13 protein-coding genes are annotated in these 16,397 nt (G+C 44.5%); all 13 read left to right on the top strand.

Annotated features, from left to right (window positions below; translation table 11 throughout):
* Window positions 1-3: 3 nt before the first annotated feature.
* Window positions 4-1,797 (top strand): FtsX-like permease family protein, encoded by a 1,794-nt coding sequence (locus tag IV55_RS06745; protein WP_057810621.1) that lies wholly within the window; start codon window positions 4-6, stop codon window positions 1,795-1,797.
* Between the two features lie 95 nt (window positions 1,798-1,892).
* Complete coding sequence (locus IV55_RS06740; RefSeq protein WP_057810619.1) at window positions 1,893-2,264, top strand: GntR family transcriptional regulator; 372 nt, start codon at window positions 1,893-1,895, stop codon at window positions 2,262-2,264.
* On the top strand, window positions 2,261-3,115 hold the full coding sequence (locus IV55_RS06735) for an ATP-binding cassette domain-containing protein (RefSeq protein WP_057810617.1): 855 nt from the start codon (window positions 2,261-2,263) through the stop codon (window positions 3,113-3,115). The genes IV55_RS06740 and IV55_RS06735 overlap by 4 nt, the downstream gene beginning before the upstream one ends.
* Complete coding sequence (locus IV55_RS06730) at window positions 3,105-3,884, top strand: hypothetical protein (RefSeq protein ID WP_057810615.1); 780 nt, start codon at window positions 3,105-3,107, stop codon at window positions 3,882-3,884. The genes IV55_RS06735 and IV55_RS06730 overlap by 11 nt, the downstream gene beginning before the upstream one ends.
* 152 nt (window positions 3,885-4,036) lie before the next feature.
* A complete protein-coding gene (rny, locus tag IV55_RS06725) occupies window positions 4,037-5,596 on the top strand; it encodes a ribonuclease Y (RefSeq protein ID WP_057810613.1) in 1,560 nt (519 codons plus the stop codon).
* 224 nt (window positions 5,597-5,820) lie between these two features.
* Window positions 5,821-8,433: a DNA mismatch repair protein MutS gene (mutS, locus tag IV55_RS06720; protein WP_057810611.1), complete on the top strand. Its 2,613-nt coding sequence runs from the start codon at window positions 5,821-5,823 to the stop codon at window positions 8,431-8,433.
* Between the two features lie 27 nt (window positions 8,434-8,460).
* Window positions 8,461-10,467, top strand: coding sequence for a DNA mismatch repair endonuclease MutL (gene mutL, locus IV55_RS06715; RefSeq protein ID WP_057810609.1), 2,007 nt, complete (start codon window positions 8,461-8,463; stop codon window positions 10,465-10,467).
* A gap of 9 nt (window positions 10,468-10,476) precedes the next feature.
* Window positions 10,477-11,070: a Holliday junction branch migration protein RuvA gene (gene ruvA, locus IV55_RS06710; RefSeq protein WP_057810608.1), complete on the top strand. Its 594-nt coding sequence runs from the start codon at window positions 10,477-10,479 to the stop codon at window positions 11,068-11,070.
* A gap of 22 nt (window positions 11,071-11,092) precedes the next feature.
* A complete protein-coding gene (gene ruvB / locus IV55_RS06705; RefSeq protein WP_057810606.1) occupies window positions 11,093-12,106 on the top strand; it encodes a Holliday junction branch migration DNA helicase RuvB in 1,014 nt (337 codons plus the stop codon).
* 68 nt (window positions 12,107-12,174) lie between these two features.
* A complete protein-coding gene (gene yajC / locus IV55_RS06700) occupies window positions 12,175-12,624 on the top strand; it encodes a preprotein translocase subunit YajC (RefSeq protein WP_225425830.1) in 450 nt (149 codons plus the stop codon).
* Between the two features lie 118 nt (window positions 12,625-12,742).
* Entirely contained in the window at window positions 12,743-13,882 is a 1,140-nt protein-coding gene (dinB, locus tag IV55_RS06695) for a DNA polymerase IV (protein ID WP_057810604.1), read from the top strand.
* A gap of 113 nt (window positions 13,883-13,995) precedes the next feature.
* Entirely contained in the window at window positions 13,996-14,934 is a 939-nt protein-coding gene (locus IV55_RS06690) for a DHH family phosphoesterase (protein WP_057810602.1), read from the top strand.
* A gap of 9 nt (window positions 14,935-14,943) precedes the next feature.
* On the top strand, window positions 14,944-16,320 hold the full coding sequence (locus tag IV55_RS06685; protein WP_057810600.1) for a DEAD/DEAH box helicase: 1,377 nt from the start codon (window positions 14,944-14,946) through the stop codon (window positions 16,318-16,320).
* Window positions 16,321-16,397 lie beyond the last annotated feature (77 nt).

Raw genomic sequence — 16,397 nt, 5'->3', positions numbered from 1 at the left:
ATTGTGTTATTAAAACTAGCAATTACAGGGATTAAACAACGCTTTCGGGATTATGTCGTACTGCTGATGGGGCTTATCATTTCCTCAGGAATTTTCTACATCTTCGCAAGTTTGGCAATTAACACTGATTTCATTAAAGCGAATTCAGGAATTAGTATTGCGGCACAGGTTTTCATGTTTGGGATGGTTTTGTTATTGATCATCACCATGGTGTATGTCAGTTATGCCAATACTTTTTTATTGAGTATGCGACAACATGATTATGGATTATTCATGATGCTGGGGGCCAAGAAGCAAAACATTGGAGTCCTAATGGTCCTGGAAACGATTTTACTTGGTGGGGTTGCTTCGATTATCGGAATTATTTTAGGCATTGGTGTTAGCAGTGTCCTATCACAATTTTTATTTAATCAGCTCGGCGTCACGATTCATCATTTCTCGCCAATATATGGACCAGCAATGATTGATACGTTAACCGTGTATGTTGTTTTATTCGCACTTGCTGCTGTACTTAATTTGAGCAAACTAATGCGGACACCAGTCCTAAAGTTGCTCCATGTTGAAGATGAAGCAACCAACGTACGTGTGCGGCCAGTTTTACAAGCATTAGCTGCAGTTTTAGGAATCGCATGTCTGGCGATAGGTTATTACGCGATGGCTCAGATAATGACGTTGCAGTTGACCGCAATTCCCATTGCGTTGGTGACGATTACCCTGGGAACATACTTATTGTTTAGTGCAATCATCGGGGGTGTCTTGACTGCTATCAGGAAATCACGGTTCGCAGCAAAGCGGCTACGGACGTTTACTTTGGCACAAATCAATTTTCGGGTTCGTGGTTATACACGCATTTTAACGGTGGTTTCGCTATTGTTTGCCATGGCGCTAGGAGCCATTAGCGTCGGCGCCGGATTTCAAAGGCAGATTCCAACGATGGTTGCGTCAATCAGTAGTTATACGATTAGCATCAAAGACGAAACGCCAAACGAGGCAAAGCTAGCTAAACAGCTGCATGTTAAATGGCAGAAATCATATCAGCAAACGATTCAAGGCGATACCGCTTATTACAATGAAGCGGCTTTTGCAAAACAGCCGTTTCCAATGCTTGCCAATCCGGCGGCGAAAAATGATGGTCGAGTAAAGCAATTTTCGTTACCAGAGTTCAAGAAAAAAGCGATTATTAGTTCTGACTTCTTAGCATTATCGCCAACATCAAATCATATTCGTTTCCTGAATAATTCGGACTTTAATAATTTAAAGGGTCAGAAGCATCAGTTAACTATTATTCGTGTGCACAGTAACGTGCAAGATCGAAAGGTATTGGAAAAAATAACGGCTTCCCAGCAACGCCGATTTCACGAACCGTTCTTCAATTTAGGTGGTGGCTATTCTGGTTTTGTGTTGTTCAATAACCTGTTTGGCGGGCTAGAATTTATGGGCTTCTTCCTTGGAATTGCATTCTTAGCAATGCTAGCCAGTTGCTTGATGTTCAAGATATTGTCAGGGGCAAATAAAGATGTTGTACGATACAACATGCTTAACCGCATCGGTGTGAGCCAGCGATTGATGAAACAAGCGATTTGGCAGGAAGTCGGCACATTATTCATTATTCCAGGCGTTCTTGGCATCATCGATGTCCTGTTTGGATTACAAATGTTTAAACCGTTACTTTACAATCCATACGAAATTGTTGGTTGGACGATTTTAGGCTTCTGCATGTTATATGGATTATATGCCTGGTTAACGATTTCACTGTATCGTCGGTTAGTGGTGCCACCAATGCAGTTATCAAAATAACGCGTAACTGCCGGTATTAAATTGACGCTACTAGTTGAGAAACTTATCCTAAATAGGATATGGGCTGGGATACCAGCGGAAGTTGGAGAAAAGACATGCAGTTTGATTTTGATGGTACGACACCGCTTTATTTGCAAGTGGCGGAACAAATTGAAGAAGGTATTTTGGCAGGAAGTTTTGGCTCAGAAACACAAATTCCTTCGACAACAGAGATTGCGCGTGAATTTCATATTAATCCGGCCACTGTTTTAAAGGGTATGAATTTATTGGTGACTGATAAGGTGATTGAAAAACGTCGGGGGCTGGGCATGTTTGTCTTGGACGGCGCACGTGAACGAATTATTTATAAACGACGCACCGATTTTTATGAAGACCATGTTCAATTACTAATTGCTGAGGCGACTCGAATCGGGCTAACACAGACAGACCTAGAGGCTTTGATCACACGGGGGTATGAACAAGCATGACATTAGCAGTGAAGCACTTGTCGTTTAACAGTGGCAATAAACATATTTTGAATAACGTTAATTTAGAATTTGAACCGGGGACTATCTACGGCTTACTAGGGCGTAATGGTGCTGGTAAAAGTACGCTTTTAAACTTAATCAGTGATCGGTACCCAGAAAAGCAGGGTGCTGTGACAATTGATGGGCACACGGTGCATGATCATGATGCACAGCTACAGCAGATGTACTTAATGAGTGAAGTGAATTTATATCCGGATAATTTTCGTGTTACCAAACTCTTTAAATTGACTCAGCAACTGTATGGCGAATTTAACTGGGACCTTGCGTTACGGTTAGCTAAACAGTTTGGTTTAGAAACCCATGCGCGCTTTGGCAAACTGTCAACCGGCTACCGGACAATTTGCAAAGATATCATTGCCTTGAGTGTCCCCGCTGACTATATATTGTTGGATGAACCCGTGCTGGGATTGGATGCAAATCATCGTGAACTGTTTTACCAGGAGTTGATGAATGCACAAGCAGAACGTCCGCGCACATTTGTCATTGCGACGCATTTAATTGAAGAAGTTTCCTGGCTGTTGAATCATGTGATGGTATTGGTAGACGGGCACATAAAGGTTGATGAAACATTGGCTGATCTGACAGAACAGGCATGGCAACTTACTGGACCAAAGGAAGTAATGGAACCATTTATCAATCAGCAAGCGGTGTTACATCAACATCAATTTGGTAATGATATTACAGCGGTGATGATGATTGCAGTGGCCGACATTCCCGCCGAAGTCACGAAACAGAAGATTAATTTGCAAGAGCTCTTTGTTGCATTAACGGAGGAAACTCATGAGAATTAAACAGGTTTATAACTATCGGTTGCAACGAGATGTGCAAATCATCGGCTGGATTTACTTTGGCATGATTGCCGGAATTATTGTTTTACCACTGCTTATTAAGCTCAGTTTGCATGACCATCAGGCATTTAGTTGGGCACCTTATTTAGCAACAAATTCCTTTAAGAACGGCATGCTATTTGGTTTCTTTGGCATGTCAGCGTTAGTTTATAGTGACTTTGCCACGTTGATTCAAAATGGTATTTCGCGGCGTACTTACTGGTGGGGGAAGTTGGCCAGCTTAACCAGTTTGGCTTTCGGTGTTTCAATTATTAATGTTATTTATCGGCTGTTGGTGGCCCAACCCTTCGGATTCATGACCTATCAACAGCAAGCATTAAAGGATTTTGGACCACATGCTGGGCAAGGTCTTGTGTCAGTTTTGTGGTACTGGGGGAGCGACTTGTCAGACTTGATCGCCATGATTGCGATGGGGATGCTGTTCGGGTCAATTCTCGGGTTGTTTAGCCGTAAGGGAAAAATAATTTTATTCTCAGCAGCGCCGTTTGTGGGCATGGGCCTTATTTGGTTCATTTTTTCTTCAGCTGGTGGGACGAATCAATCATTTGCCGGTACCTGGATGGCTTCGTTGATACGAGTAGCACTAGGATTTGATGGCCATTTTCAGTACCGGATGCCATTGAACTGGATTATTACGAATTTAGTTGGCAGTGTGGTAATGCTGGGGATCAGTACAATGTTCAATAAAATGCTTCGTGTTCGTCAGGTTTAATCCTTGTAATAATGGGTAACCATCTGTTAGTTTAATTGACACGCCCGTGGTTTATCAGTACACTAGTCATGTGTAAATAATCAATTTAACATCTTTAAAAGTTTGCGGCTGGCTTAGCGGTCAGCCATTTTTGATGAAGGGCGGGAACTTACATGGTGATTTTAACCATTATCCTCGTGCTCATCGCTATTATTGCTGGTTTGTATGGTGGACTTGCCATTGCCAAGAATCGTCAAGAACGCGATATTGACAATGCCAAGACATCGGCGACGGCCATTCTCGAAAAAGCTAATCAGGATGCCAAAACAGCCAAAAAGGAAGCCTTACTTGAAGCTCGTGAAGAGAGTCATAAGTATCGTACCGACGTTGAAAGTGAACTAAAGGATCGTCGGTCCGAAGTACAAAAGCAAGAGGACCGGTTGTTGCAGCGTGAAGAAGCACTGGATCGCAAGGACAACACGTTTGAAAAACGTGAAGCTCAGTTAACGCGAAAAGAAGATAAGCTTACCAGTGATCGGGATGTGCTAGACCAACAGCAGCAAGAAGCAGCAGACCTCATCGACAAACGGCAACAAGAAGTTGAACGAGTTGCGGCATTATCACAAGATGATGCACGCGACTTAATCATTAAGGAAACAACAGATCAATTGGCACATGAACGTGCCGTTCTGATTAAGGAAAGCGAAGCTGAAGCGAAAGCCTCTGCTGATAAGGAAGCGAAGAACTTAATTGTCGCTGCCATTCAGCGGAGTGTTGCGGATACAGTGTCTGATAATACTGTGACCGTTGTTACGCTGCCAAATGACGACATGAAGGGTCGAATTATCGGTCGTGAAGGTCGGAATATCCGGACGTTAGAAACCTTAACCGGGATTGATTTAATCATTGATGACACACCAGAAGCAGTCGTGTTGAGTGGGTTTGATCCCGTTCGTCGCGAAATTGCGAAACTGGCGTTAGAAAAACTGATTGCCGACGGTCGGATTCATCCGGCTCGAATCGAAGAGATGGTCGAAAAAGCTCGCAAGGAAATGGATGAAAAGATCCGTGAAATTGGTGAGCAGACTGTGTTTGATTTAGGTATTCGGTCGATGAATCCGGACTTGGTTAAAACCCTTGGACGGATGAATTACCGGACCAGTTACGGTCAAAATGTGTTGAACCATTCAATTGAAGTTGCTAAATTAGCTGCTGTGATGGCAGCTGAACTTGGTGAGGATGTTGCGCTAGCGAAGCGCGCAGGATTATTACACGATATTGGTAAAGCCGTGGACCACGAAGTTGAGGGGTCTCACGTAGAATTAGGGGTTGAATTGGCAACTAAGTACCATGAAAGCCCTGTTGTAATCAACACCATTGCTTCTCATCACGGAGACGTTGAGCCAACTTCCATCATTGCGGTGTTGGTTGGTGCTGCTGATGCAATTTCATCAGCGCGTCCCGGTGCACGGTCTGAATCGTTGGAAAATTATATTCAACGGCTTAAACAATTAGAAGCAATCGCGAACCAACACGAAGGTGTGGCTAACAGTTACGCTATTCAAGCTGGTCGTGAGGTGCGGGTCATCGTTCAACCACAGTCTGTCGATGATTTACAGGCAACTGTGATTGCACGTGACATTAAGAATGAAATTGAAAATGATTTGGAGTATCCGGGTCATATCAAAGTCACTGTTATTCGAGAAACACGCTCAGTGGAATACGCTAAGTAAGTCAATCGGATGATGGTTAACGAAAGAGCCTAAGACAAAACACATTTGTCTTAGGCTCTTTCGTTATTGATTTGTTAGGCGATCTACTGGAAGTCACAATATAACAACCGAACACAGACAGTTATTCAAAAAGATGGTAAAATTTTTATAATGTGTTTTTTAATTAATCGAGAAAAATTATTACTGTGCTCATTAGCGTAATGAGGGTAGAGGAGAAGCAACCAATGGCCAAAAAGTCTGCACAAGAGAGTATGGAAACACCAATGATGAAACAATACCAGGCCATTAAGGATCAGTATCCGGATGCCTTTTTGTTTTATCGAATTGGTGATTTTTATGAATTGTTTAATGACGATGCTGTGAAGGGTTCGCAATTATTAGAACTGACACTAACTGCGCGCAATCATAATTCAGCTGACCCCATTCCTATGTGCGGCGTGCCACACCATGCTGTGCAAAACTACATCGACATTTTGGTTGACCATGGTGAAAAGGTTGCCATCTGTGAGCAAATGGAAGATCCTACGTTGGCCAAGGGAATGGTTAAACGTGAGGTTATTCAGCTGGTAACACCAGGAACCCGGATGGAAACAGGCGTTACGGGTGCAAAAGTGAATAACTACCTGGCTGGATTTACTAAACAGGCCGCCGGCTTTGGATTTGCTTATGCAGATGTGTCCACTGGTGAATTGCAAACTGCTAACCTGACGACCTTTGATGCTGTCTTAAATGAAGTGATGGCTGTTGAAGCAAAAGAAATCGTGGTTGATGACACCATTGATGACGCTTTACGGGCACAATTCAAACCTTTAGGGATTTTAGTTTCTACGCAAACAGATATCACGACTAGTGCCGAACTTAGTTTCTTGACTCAGGACCTAACGGATCATGCGGAAACGGCAGCTGTGTCCATGCTGTTGAGTTACATGGAAGGGACACAGAAGCGAAACTTATCGCATCTGCAACGGGCAATCGCCTACGAACCTTCTTATTTCTTGAAAATGGATCACTATGCTAAACGTAACTTGGAGTTAGCAACCAATATTCGGACGGGTAAGAAGTCTGGCACCTTACTGTGGCTACTAGATGAAACGAAAACTGCGATGGGCGGTCGTTTACTGAAACAATGGTTAGATCGACCATTGCTTTCAGTGGAAGCGATCAATGCACGGCAGGACAAAGTGGCCGAGTTACTGGAACATTATTTTGAACGGTCTAATCTTCAAGATGAGCTGGTCAAAGTGTATGATTTGGAACGGTTAGCCGGACGAGTGGCCTTTGGTAATGTGAACGGCCGTGATTTAATTCAATTAAAAACGTCATTAAAGCAAGTTCCTAAGATCAAATATGTGCTGGAAGAGCTGAACCAGACGGTGTTTGGTGACCTGTTGAAGGGGTTAGATCCCGTCGATGACGTTGCTGATTTAATTGAACGCGCCGTCGATGACGAACCACCAATTTCGGTGACGGATGGTGGTGTTATCAAAGATGGGTATGATCAACAGCTTGATGCTTATCGGGACGCCATGAAGAATGGTAAGCAGTGGATTGCGGAATTAGAGGCTAAGGAACGCAAAGAAACTGGCATTAGCACGTTGAAAATCGGCTATAACCGGGTATTTGGCTACTACATCGAAGTGACTAAAGCCAACTTAAGCAAGCTGCCTGAAGACCGGTATGAGCGTAAACAGACCTTAACGAATGCTGAACGTTTTTCAACACCTGAGTTAAAGGAAAAGGAAACGCTCATCTTAGAGGCACAGGAAAAATCAACTGCTTTAGAATATCAGCTATTTAATAAGATTCGGGAAGTCGTTAAGGCAGCGATTGGTCGGTTGCAACGACTCGCCAAAGTGGTGGCAAGTTTAGACGTGTTACAAAGTTTTGCAGTGGTTTCAGAAAACTATCGCTTTGTGCGCCCACAGCTGACGACTGATCATGATTTAGAAATCGAAGCTGGTCGGCATCCAGTTGTTGAAAAAGTGTTAGGAAAGCAAGAATACGTTCCTAACGATGTTCGCATGGATGATGACACGACAGTCCTTTTGATTACGGGGCCGAACATGTCTGGGAAGAGTACGTACATGCGGCAATTGGCCCTGACGGTTATCATGGCGCAAATGGGCTGTTTCGTACCCGCTAAATCTGCTGTGATGCCAGTCTTTGACCAAATTTTCACACGCATCGGGGCAGCTGATGATTTAATTTCCGGGAACTCAACCTTTATGGTGGAAATGCAGGAGGCAAACGATGCCTTGATGCACGCTACTGCCAACAGTCTATTGTTATTTGATGAAATTGGTCGCGGAACAGCTACCTATGATGGGATGGCCTTAGCGCAAGCAATTATTGAATATGTACACGACCATGTACATGCCAAGACGTTATTTAGTACGCATTATCATGAATTGACCGATTTGGAAGACTCACTGACCACTTTGAAAAACATTCATGTGGGGGCAGTTGAGGAAAATGGACAGCTTGTCTTTTTACACCAAATTCAACCTGGTCCGGCTGATAAATCATATGGGATTCACGTGGCGAAGTTGGCGGGGATGCCAACAGATCTGCTAACGCGGGCCGCCAATATTTTGCAGGAATTAGAAGCGCATGCAGGTGAAACACCAACGCCGGTCAACGTGGACGCACCATTGCAAGAAGCAGTGGACGCTACACCAAAAGCCACGCCAACTGAACAACTTGCCTTATTTGATGTTCCCAGCGGCGATCCAAAAATGGCCGCGGTGATTGACGAGTTGAAACAGATGAATCTGATGGCGATGACACCAATGGATGTAATGAACAAATTCTATGAAATTCAACAGAAGTTACAGTAAGCAAGACTGTGAGTAAGGGATGTTAGCATGACGAAAATACATGAATTACCAACTGTTTTAGCGGATCAGATTGCGGCCGGAGAAGTCGTTGAACGGCCAGCGTCAGTTGTTAAAGAGCTGGTTGAAAATGCTGTAGATGCGCATGCAACAACGATTGATGTGCTGGTTGATGAGGCTGGCTTAAAGACGATTCAAATTGTTGATGACGGTGATGGCATTAGCGATGATGATGTTGAACTTGCCTTTTCACGGCATGCAACGAGCAAGATAACGTCACGCGAAGATTTGTTTCGTGTGCATTCATTAGGCTTTCGTGGTGAGGCGTTACCAAGTATTGCCTCAGTGGCCGATGTTTGGCTGAAAACTGCTACGGGAAAAGGGGCTGGCAGTGAGGTCCACATTAAGGGTGGTGAACTGGTCAGCCACACGGCAGGCCAGTCACGACCGGGGACTGAAGTGACGGTCAGTGATTTGTTCTTTAACACACCGGCACGGTTGAAATATTTGAAGTCGCCGCAAACGGAGCTCGCTAATATTGTCGATATGGTGAACCGCATCGCGTTAGGACATCCTGATGTGGCATTTAGTTTGACGCATAATGGCCGCGAATTATTACGAACGGCTGGCCGTGGCGATGTACAACAGGTGATTGCAGGTATTTACGGTGTCCAAACCGCACGCAAGATGGTTGCCATCAGTGGCGAGGATGCTGATTTTAAATTAACTGGTTACGTTTCACTACCGGAACTAACGCGTGCATCACGCAACTACATCTCAATTTTGATTAATGGTCGCTACATCAAAAACTTTCAATTAACGAAGGCGCTGATTAAGGGCTATGGATCAAAGCTCATGGTGGGACGGTATCCATTGGCTGTTTTAAATTTGACCATGGATCCTTTTTTAGTCGACGTTAACGTCCACCCAACCAAACAGGAAGTACGGCTTAGTAAGGAAGCACAGCTCGGTGATCTGATTGATAAAGCTGTGTATAACCGGTTAGCTCAGGAAAATCTGATTCCAGACGCATATCAAAATTTACATGGTGAGGATACCTTTGATGCTAATCAGTTAGCTGATCAATTGAGTCAAGTATCTGCAACACGCGATGGCAAGGTGCAAGTTCATTACGCACGGCCACAAGCTTCTGAAAACGCGATACCAGGGGAACAAACAGCGTTTCCTGAAACGTCTGCGGCGGCATTGCCAGACGCGTTACCAACGCAAGCGTTGACACCAATCGTGATTCATCATGCGAGCGAAATGGATGATGAATCTTTGACGGCGTTTGATGCGCGGTATCAAAAAGCAGTCGCACCTTTTGCTGGTGAGAGTGCACCAACCGTGGCCGTTTCTCAGGAACCGATGGAAATGGTGCCAGAAACAAAGGCTTCCACGGATGGTAAACAGCGCTTTCCAGACCTGACTTATATTGGTCAAATGCACGGGACCTTTCTGTTTGCACAGGCAGCGGATGGCTTATATTTAGTTGATCAACATGCGGCTCAAGAACGCATCAAGTATGAATATTATCGTGTTCAAATTGGCGAAGTCAGTCGGGATTTGCAAAATCTGTTGGTACCGATTGTTTTAGACTACCCAACGAGTGATGTTTTGAAAATCAACGACCAACAGGCTGCTTTAGCAGAACTGGGGTTGATTTTAGAGCCATTTGGAAATAATAGTTTTATTGTGCGGCAACATCCAACGTGGTTTGTGGCTGGACAAGAAGAGGCAACGATTCGAGAAATGATCGATTGGATTTTGAACGATCATTCACTGACTGTTGCTAAATTTCGTGAGAAGACGGCCATCATGATGAGTTGTAAACGATCCATCAAATCAAACCATCATTTAGATGAGCGGCAGGCGCGGGCGTTATTACATGACTTAGCACAAACCGAAAATCCCTTTAACTGTCCTCATGGCCGGCCGGTGGTGGTGCATTTCACTAACGCAGACATGGAAAAAATGTTTAAACGAATTCAAGACGCTCATGAAGCATGGGCAGAATTTGATGAACACGAATTTTAGGAGGACCACATGTACGAATATTTAACTGGTTTTATAAGCGCGGTGACGCCAGCATACGTGGTGCTAGATGTGAATGGCGTCGGCTATTTATTGCAAACCGCGAATCCATATCGCTATCATGAGGATGCAACACAAGCGGTCACGATTTATGTTTACCAAGCTGTGCGTGAAACGGAAATCAATTTATTTGGCTTCGTTGACTTCAATGAAAAGCAACTGTTCTTAAAGTTGCTTAATGTATCTGGAATCGGTCCTAAAAGTGCGCTGGCGATTTTGGCAGCAGAGGATCATGAAGGATTAGTTAATGCGATTGAAAGTAAAGACGTCACCTACTTGACGAAATTTCCTGGTATTGGCAAGAAAACCGCTCAGCAAATTGTGTTAGACTTGCAGGGCAAGTTGGCTGATTTAGGCGCGGTCATCACACCTGTAGCAAGTACTGGTAGTGATAACGCTGACTTGGCGGATGCCTTAGCAGCTTTGACAGCGTTAGGGTATAGTGCAAATGAAGTGAAAAAAATCGACAAGCAGTTGGCTGATGAACCAAGTCAAACAACCGATCAGTATCTAAGCAAAGCATTACGATTATTAACGAACCGTTAGCGTGGCGAAAGGAGGGGACTAAATGGATGATGAATTAATGGCGAGTGAGCCGACCGATGAAAAAGAAGCGTCCCTAGAACGCTCACTGCGTCCACAAACGCTGGCTCAATACATTGGACAAGATACCGTTAAACATCAGTTACAAGTTTATATTAGTGCCGCCTCCAGCCGTGAAGAATCATTGGATCACGTGTTGTTGTATGGTCCACCTGGTTTAGGGAAAACGACGCTGGCGATGGTCATTGCAAATGAAATGCACGTGCGCATCAAGACGACTAGTGGTCCAGCCATTGAGCGGCCTGGGGATGTAATCGCGCTATTGAACGAATTACAGCCAGGTGACATTTTATTCATTGATGAAATTCACCGATTGCCACGGGTGGTCGAGGAAATGCTTTATTCAGCAATGGAAGATTTTTACGTCGATATTGTGGTCGGGCAAGGACCTACTGCACATCCGGTCCATTTCCCATTACCACCGTTCACGTTAATTGGCGCCACAACGCGAGCAGGCTTGCTGTCAGCACCGTTGCGTGACCGTTTTGGAATTGTAGAGCACATGAATTACTACACGACGTCCGATTTAGAGGAAATTACGTTACGTTCAGCAGATATTTTAGCAACGAACATCGTGAAGGAAGGCGCGCATGAAATTGCCCGCCGTTCTCGTGGGACACCACGGATTGCGAACCGTCTGTTAAAACGCGTTCGTGATTTTGCTGAGGTTGGCGGCCAAGCGGCAATTGATGCGCCGATTGTGGATCATGCATTACAAGTGCTTGGTGTGGATGAACTGGGCTTAGATGACGTGGATATCAAGTTACTGACGACCATGATCAAGTTTTATAACGGTGGCCCAGTGGGACTAAATACGTTGGCAGCAAATATTGGTGAAGAAGCCGATACAGTTGCAGAAGTATACGAGCCATATTTATTACAAATTGGTATGATCAAACGGACGCCACGTGGTCGGATGGTGACAGAAGCTGGCTATGCACATTTAAATTTGCCAGTGCCACCGTCAGCAAATGCATGATGGCATTTGGCAAGCGGCGCTAAGTCTGGTACAGTGTTTTACAGAATAATATTAATGAGGTGGATAAATTGACAAGTTTTGAAATGATGACATTACTGGGTGCTCCAGCCGGTGGAAGTAGCATGATTAGTACAGTTTTAATGGTTGTTTTATTCGTTGCTGTTTTTTACTTTTTCATCTTACGGCCTAACCGTAAGCAACAAGACCAACGTAAAGAAATGATGAACGGGATTCATGTTGGCGATCACGTGGTCACAATCGGTGGTTTACACGCCGTGGTTGATACGATGGATAGCGACAAGAAGACGGTTACGTTAGACGCAGACGGTATTTACTTAGTGTTTGACTTACAAGCCATTCACCATGTGGAAACGCCAGCTGCTAAAGCACCTGCTGCCGACGCCGCAACGGTTACAGAAGCACCAGCTAGTGCAGAAGCAACCTCAGAAGCTACTTCTGCTGCTAGTGTTGCTGACAGTGAAGCTACAAGCGCTGAAAGTGCTGCTGAAAGTAAATAAGTAAACTGGTAAGAAGCTGCCTTCGGGGAAGCTTCTTTTTTTGTCGCTAAAAAGTGTCTTTTCGAACGTACGTTTGGTAAAATGAAAGCAATAAATCAGCTGAAGGAGGGTGTGGAAAATGGGTGAGTCATTATTACAAGTGCCGTTAACGATTGATACAAGTCGCAAAATCATTCATGTTGATATGGATGCTTTTTATGCATCAATTGAAGAACGTGATCATCCAGAATTTCGAACGCACCCTTTGATTATTGCTAAGGATCCACGAACAACGGGCGGCCATGGTGTGGTCACCACAGCTAATTATGCAGCTAGAAAACTTGGGGTGCATTCTGCAATGAGTGCAGCTGAGGCACAAAAATTGGCACCTAAGGCGACTTTTAAAACACCAGATTTCACAACCTATCGCGCGGTGTCGGCACAGATTCACAAGATCTTTCATGAATATACAGATCACATTGAACCAATCGCATTCGACGAAGCCTATTTAGATGTGACTAACAATAAGCAACACATTGATTCAGCCGTTGCATTGGCACATAAATTACAGGCGGAGATATGGGAGACTGTCCATCTCACTTGCTCCACAGGAATTTCCTATAACAAATTTTTGGCCAAACTCGCCTCTGATTACGCGAAGCCTGTGGGCGTGACCGTGATCTTGCCAGGGGACGCAGAACGGTTTTTGGCTCCCTTATCGATTGAAAAATTTCGTGGCGTGGGTAAAAAAACGGTGCCCAAAATGCAAGCCTTGGGGATTACAGATGGGGCAGCGTTACTCAAACATTCTGAAGCTGATTTGATGCAGCACTTCGGCAAGCTTGGCTACGGCCTTTATCGACATGTTCGTGGTAGTGATGATCGTCCGGTAGAGTGGCAGCGCGAACGTAAATCCATCGGGCGCGAAGAGACTTACGATACGCCGTTGACCAGTGAAGCAGACGCCGAAACACAGCTACAGTTATTGGCAACAGAACTGGTTGACCATTTAATGAAGCAGCAACGTCATGGACAGACAATTGTCTTGAAAGTTCGCGATGCTGAGTTTAATACACTGACCAAACGAGTGACGCAAACAGAGTACTATGAAAATGATGCAGCAATTTTGTATGAAGCCGCTAAGGACATCTTTGATGAAACGGCTGATTTAAATGCGGGCATTCGGCTACTCGGAATCACCATGACTAACTTAGCACCACTGGGCTTTGAAAATTTAAGTTTGCCATTATGGACGCCGGTTTCGGATCGCGCATTTTAAAATGATGCGGTGGTGCTTTGTGTTTGTTCCGTTTTTTCGCTATACTGGCATGTACGAGTGAATACAGTTCGACAGGCCAGTTGTGCTTGCCGAGGTTCGGGGGAAGCACGAACATGGATGTGCAACAAGCAATCTTTGATGACATTAAACGTAATTCAGTGATTATTATTCACCGACACCAACGACCTGATCCAGATGCTGTTGGGTCACAGGCTGGGTTTGCAGAAATTTTGCGACAGGCTTTTCCGATGAAGCAAATTTATATCGTCGGTAAGCAGGTGCCAGGTTTGGCCTGGTTGGCGACAATGGATGATATTGATGATGATTTATTTGATGATGCGCTTATTTTAACGTTGGATACGGCCAACGAACCACGGGTGGATGACCAGCGGTGGCGACGTGGTCCTGAAGTGATTAAAATTGATCATCATCCAGATGACGAACCATATGGTGACCTGCAATGGGTCAACGATGAGGCGTCTAGCACCTCTGAAATGATTGTGGATTTTGCAAATCGCTTTGCGTTAGCCATTAATGAATCAGCAGCACGGACATTATATGCCGGAATTGTTGGTGATACGGGACGCTTCTTGTACTCAGATACGACGCCACACACGCTGCGGGTGACTGCCCAGCTAATGGAAACTGGTATTGATGCGGTTGCTATCAACCAAATGGAAGATGAAATGCCAGTTGCTGTCGCACGGTTAAGTGCTTACTTATACGAAAACTTAACGATTACTGATGCAGGCGCCGCCCATGTTATTTTAAGCGCTGACACGATTAAATCGTATGAACTCGGCGAAGCTGGCACCGCAAGCTTAGTACCAATGCCAGGGAAAATTGATACAGTCAAGACCTGGGCCATTTTTGAGGAACAAGACGATCATAGCTATCGTGTTCGACTACGCTCAAAGGGACCAGTAATCAATGGGCTAGCCCGTCAGCATAACGGCGGCGGACATCCACTTGCCAGTGGTGCAAAGGCTGCCGACGCTGCAGAAGTTGCCTCAATGATTAAGGAATTAGAGACACTGACTGCTGCCAAATAAGGAGACAACATGACAGAAGCATTTACAGATCTAAATTTACGACCAGAGTTAATGGCGGCTTTAAAGGACATTAACTTTGTGACGCCAACACCGGTGCAGGCAAAGTTAATTCCTGTAATCATGGCGAATCGGTCTGTGATCGGACAATCACAGACTGGGAGTGGTAAAACACATGCGTTTTTACTACCAATTTTTAACCAGTTAAAACCTGAAGTAGATGAAGTCCAGACAATCATCGCAACACCTTCACGAGAATTAGCAAATCAGATTTATGAAGATGCCAAACAATTAGCAACTCATTTTAAAGAAAAAATCCAAATTGCTAATTACGTCGGTGGCACTGATCGTTCACGTCAGGAACGTCAATTAGGCAAGCATCAACCACAAATCGTGATTGGAACGCCTGGGCGATTACGTGATTTCATGGACGAACATGATTTGGCTTTGCACACAGCGCATCAGTTTGTTGTCGATGAAGCTGATATGACGCTCGACATGGGTTTCTTAAACGATGTCGATCATATTGCTGGTGCGTTGCCAAAAGACCTACAAATGATGGTCTTTTCAGCAACGATTCCGCAGAAATTACAACCGTTTTTACGTAAGTATTTAACAAATCCAGTTATTGAAGAAATTCCGGTTACCTCAATTATTAGTCCAACGATTGATAACTGGTTGGTTTCAACCAAGGGTAAGCAGAAAAATGAGTTAATCTATGAATTACTAACCATGGGTGAACCATATCTGGTTTTGGTGTTCTGTAACACAAAGCAACGGACTGCAGAACTAACCAAGTACTTAAAGGGCCGTGGTCTAAAGGTTGCTATGATTTCTGGTGACGTTCCTTCACGGGAACGGAAACGTATCATGAAGCAAGTTCAAAACCTTGAATATCAATACGTTGTTGCCACTGATTTGGCAGCTCGTGGGATTGACATCAAGGGTGTGTCACATGTTATCAATGATGATATTCCCAGTGACCTCGACTTCTTTATTCACCGGGTTGGCCGTACTGGTCGTAACGGAATGTCAGGGATTGCGATTACCTTGTATCGCCCCGGTGAAGAGGATCAGGTCGCAGATATTGAAAAGCTTGGCGTAAAGTTTGCGCCAAAAGAAGTCAAGCGTGGCGAAATCGTGGACTCTTATGATCGTAATCGGCGGACGAAGCGGACAGCAACGCATGAAAAATTAGATCCAACCTTGGTCGGCATGGTCAAGAAAAAGAAAAAGAAGATTAAACCAGGTTATAAACACCAAATCAAAACTGCTATTAAACGTAAGGCGCAACAAGATAAGCGTGTTGAATTACGTGAAGCAGCTCGTAACCAACGGAAACAAAACCGGCGGCAAGGGGAGCAAAAACGTTCGAACCGTGAACGGTAGTAGGTGATTTGAAAGCAGCCCAGCGACTCTCTTTGGAGAGTGACGTTAGCTGCTTTTTTTGTAGGGGTCAGATGCGG

The sequence above is a fragment of the Furfurilactobacillus siliginis genome (assembly GCF_001437435.1).
In the GTDB taxonomy this organism is placed as follows: Bacteria; Bacillota; Bacilli; order Lactobacillales; family Lactobacillaceae; genus Furfurilactobacillus; species Furfurilactobacillus siliginis.
This window is presented reverse-complemented; position numbering and strand designations above follow the sequence as displayed.

Excerpts from the sequence above, each read along its gene's own strand:
- IV55_RS06740 (WP_057810619.1), top strand. The coding sequence starts at position 1,893 with ATGCAGTTTGATTTTGATGGTACGACACCGCTTTATTTGCAAGTGGCG.
- IV55_RS06735 (WP_057810617.1), top strand. The coding sequence starts at position 2,261 with ATGACATTAGCAGTGAAGCACTTGTCGTTTAACAGTGGCAATAAACAT.
- IV55_RS06730 (WP_057810615.1), top strand. The coding sequence starts at position 3,105 with ATGAGAATTAAACAGGTTTATAACTATCGGTTGCAACGAGATGTGCAA.
- rny (WP_057810613.1), top strand. The coding sequence starts at position 4,037 with ATGGTGATTTTAACCATTATCCTCGTGCTCATCGCTATTATTGCTGGT.
- mutS (WP_057810611.1), top strand. The coding sequence starts at position 5,821 with ATGGCCAAAAAGTCTGCACAAGAGAGTATGGAAACACCAATGATGAAA.
- mutL (WP_057810609.1), top strand. The coding sequence starts at position 8,461 with ATGACGAAAATACATGAATTACCAACTGTTTTAGCGGATCAGATTGCG.
- ruvA (WP_057810608.1), top strand. The coding sequence starts at position 10,477 with ATGTACGAATATTTAACTGGTTTTATAAGCGCGGTGACGCCAGCATAC.
- ruvB (WP_057810606.1), top strand. The coding sequence starts at position 11,093 with ATGGATGATGAATTAATGGCGAGTGAGCCGACCGATGAAAAAGAAGCG.
- dinB (WP_057810604.1), top strand. The coding sequence starts at position 12,743 with ATGGGTGAGTCATTATTACAAGTGCCGTTAACGATTGATACAAGTCGC.
- IV55_RS06690 (WP_057810602.1), top strand. The coding sequence starts at position 13,996 with ATGGATGTGCAACAAGCAATCTTTGATGACATTAAACGTAATTCAGTG.
- IV55_RS06685 (WP_057810600.1), top strand. The coding sequence starts at position 14,944 with ATGACAGAAGCATTTACAGATCTAAATTTACGACCAGAGTTAATGGCG.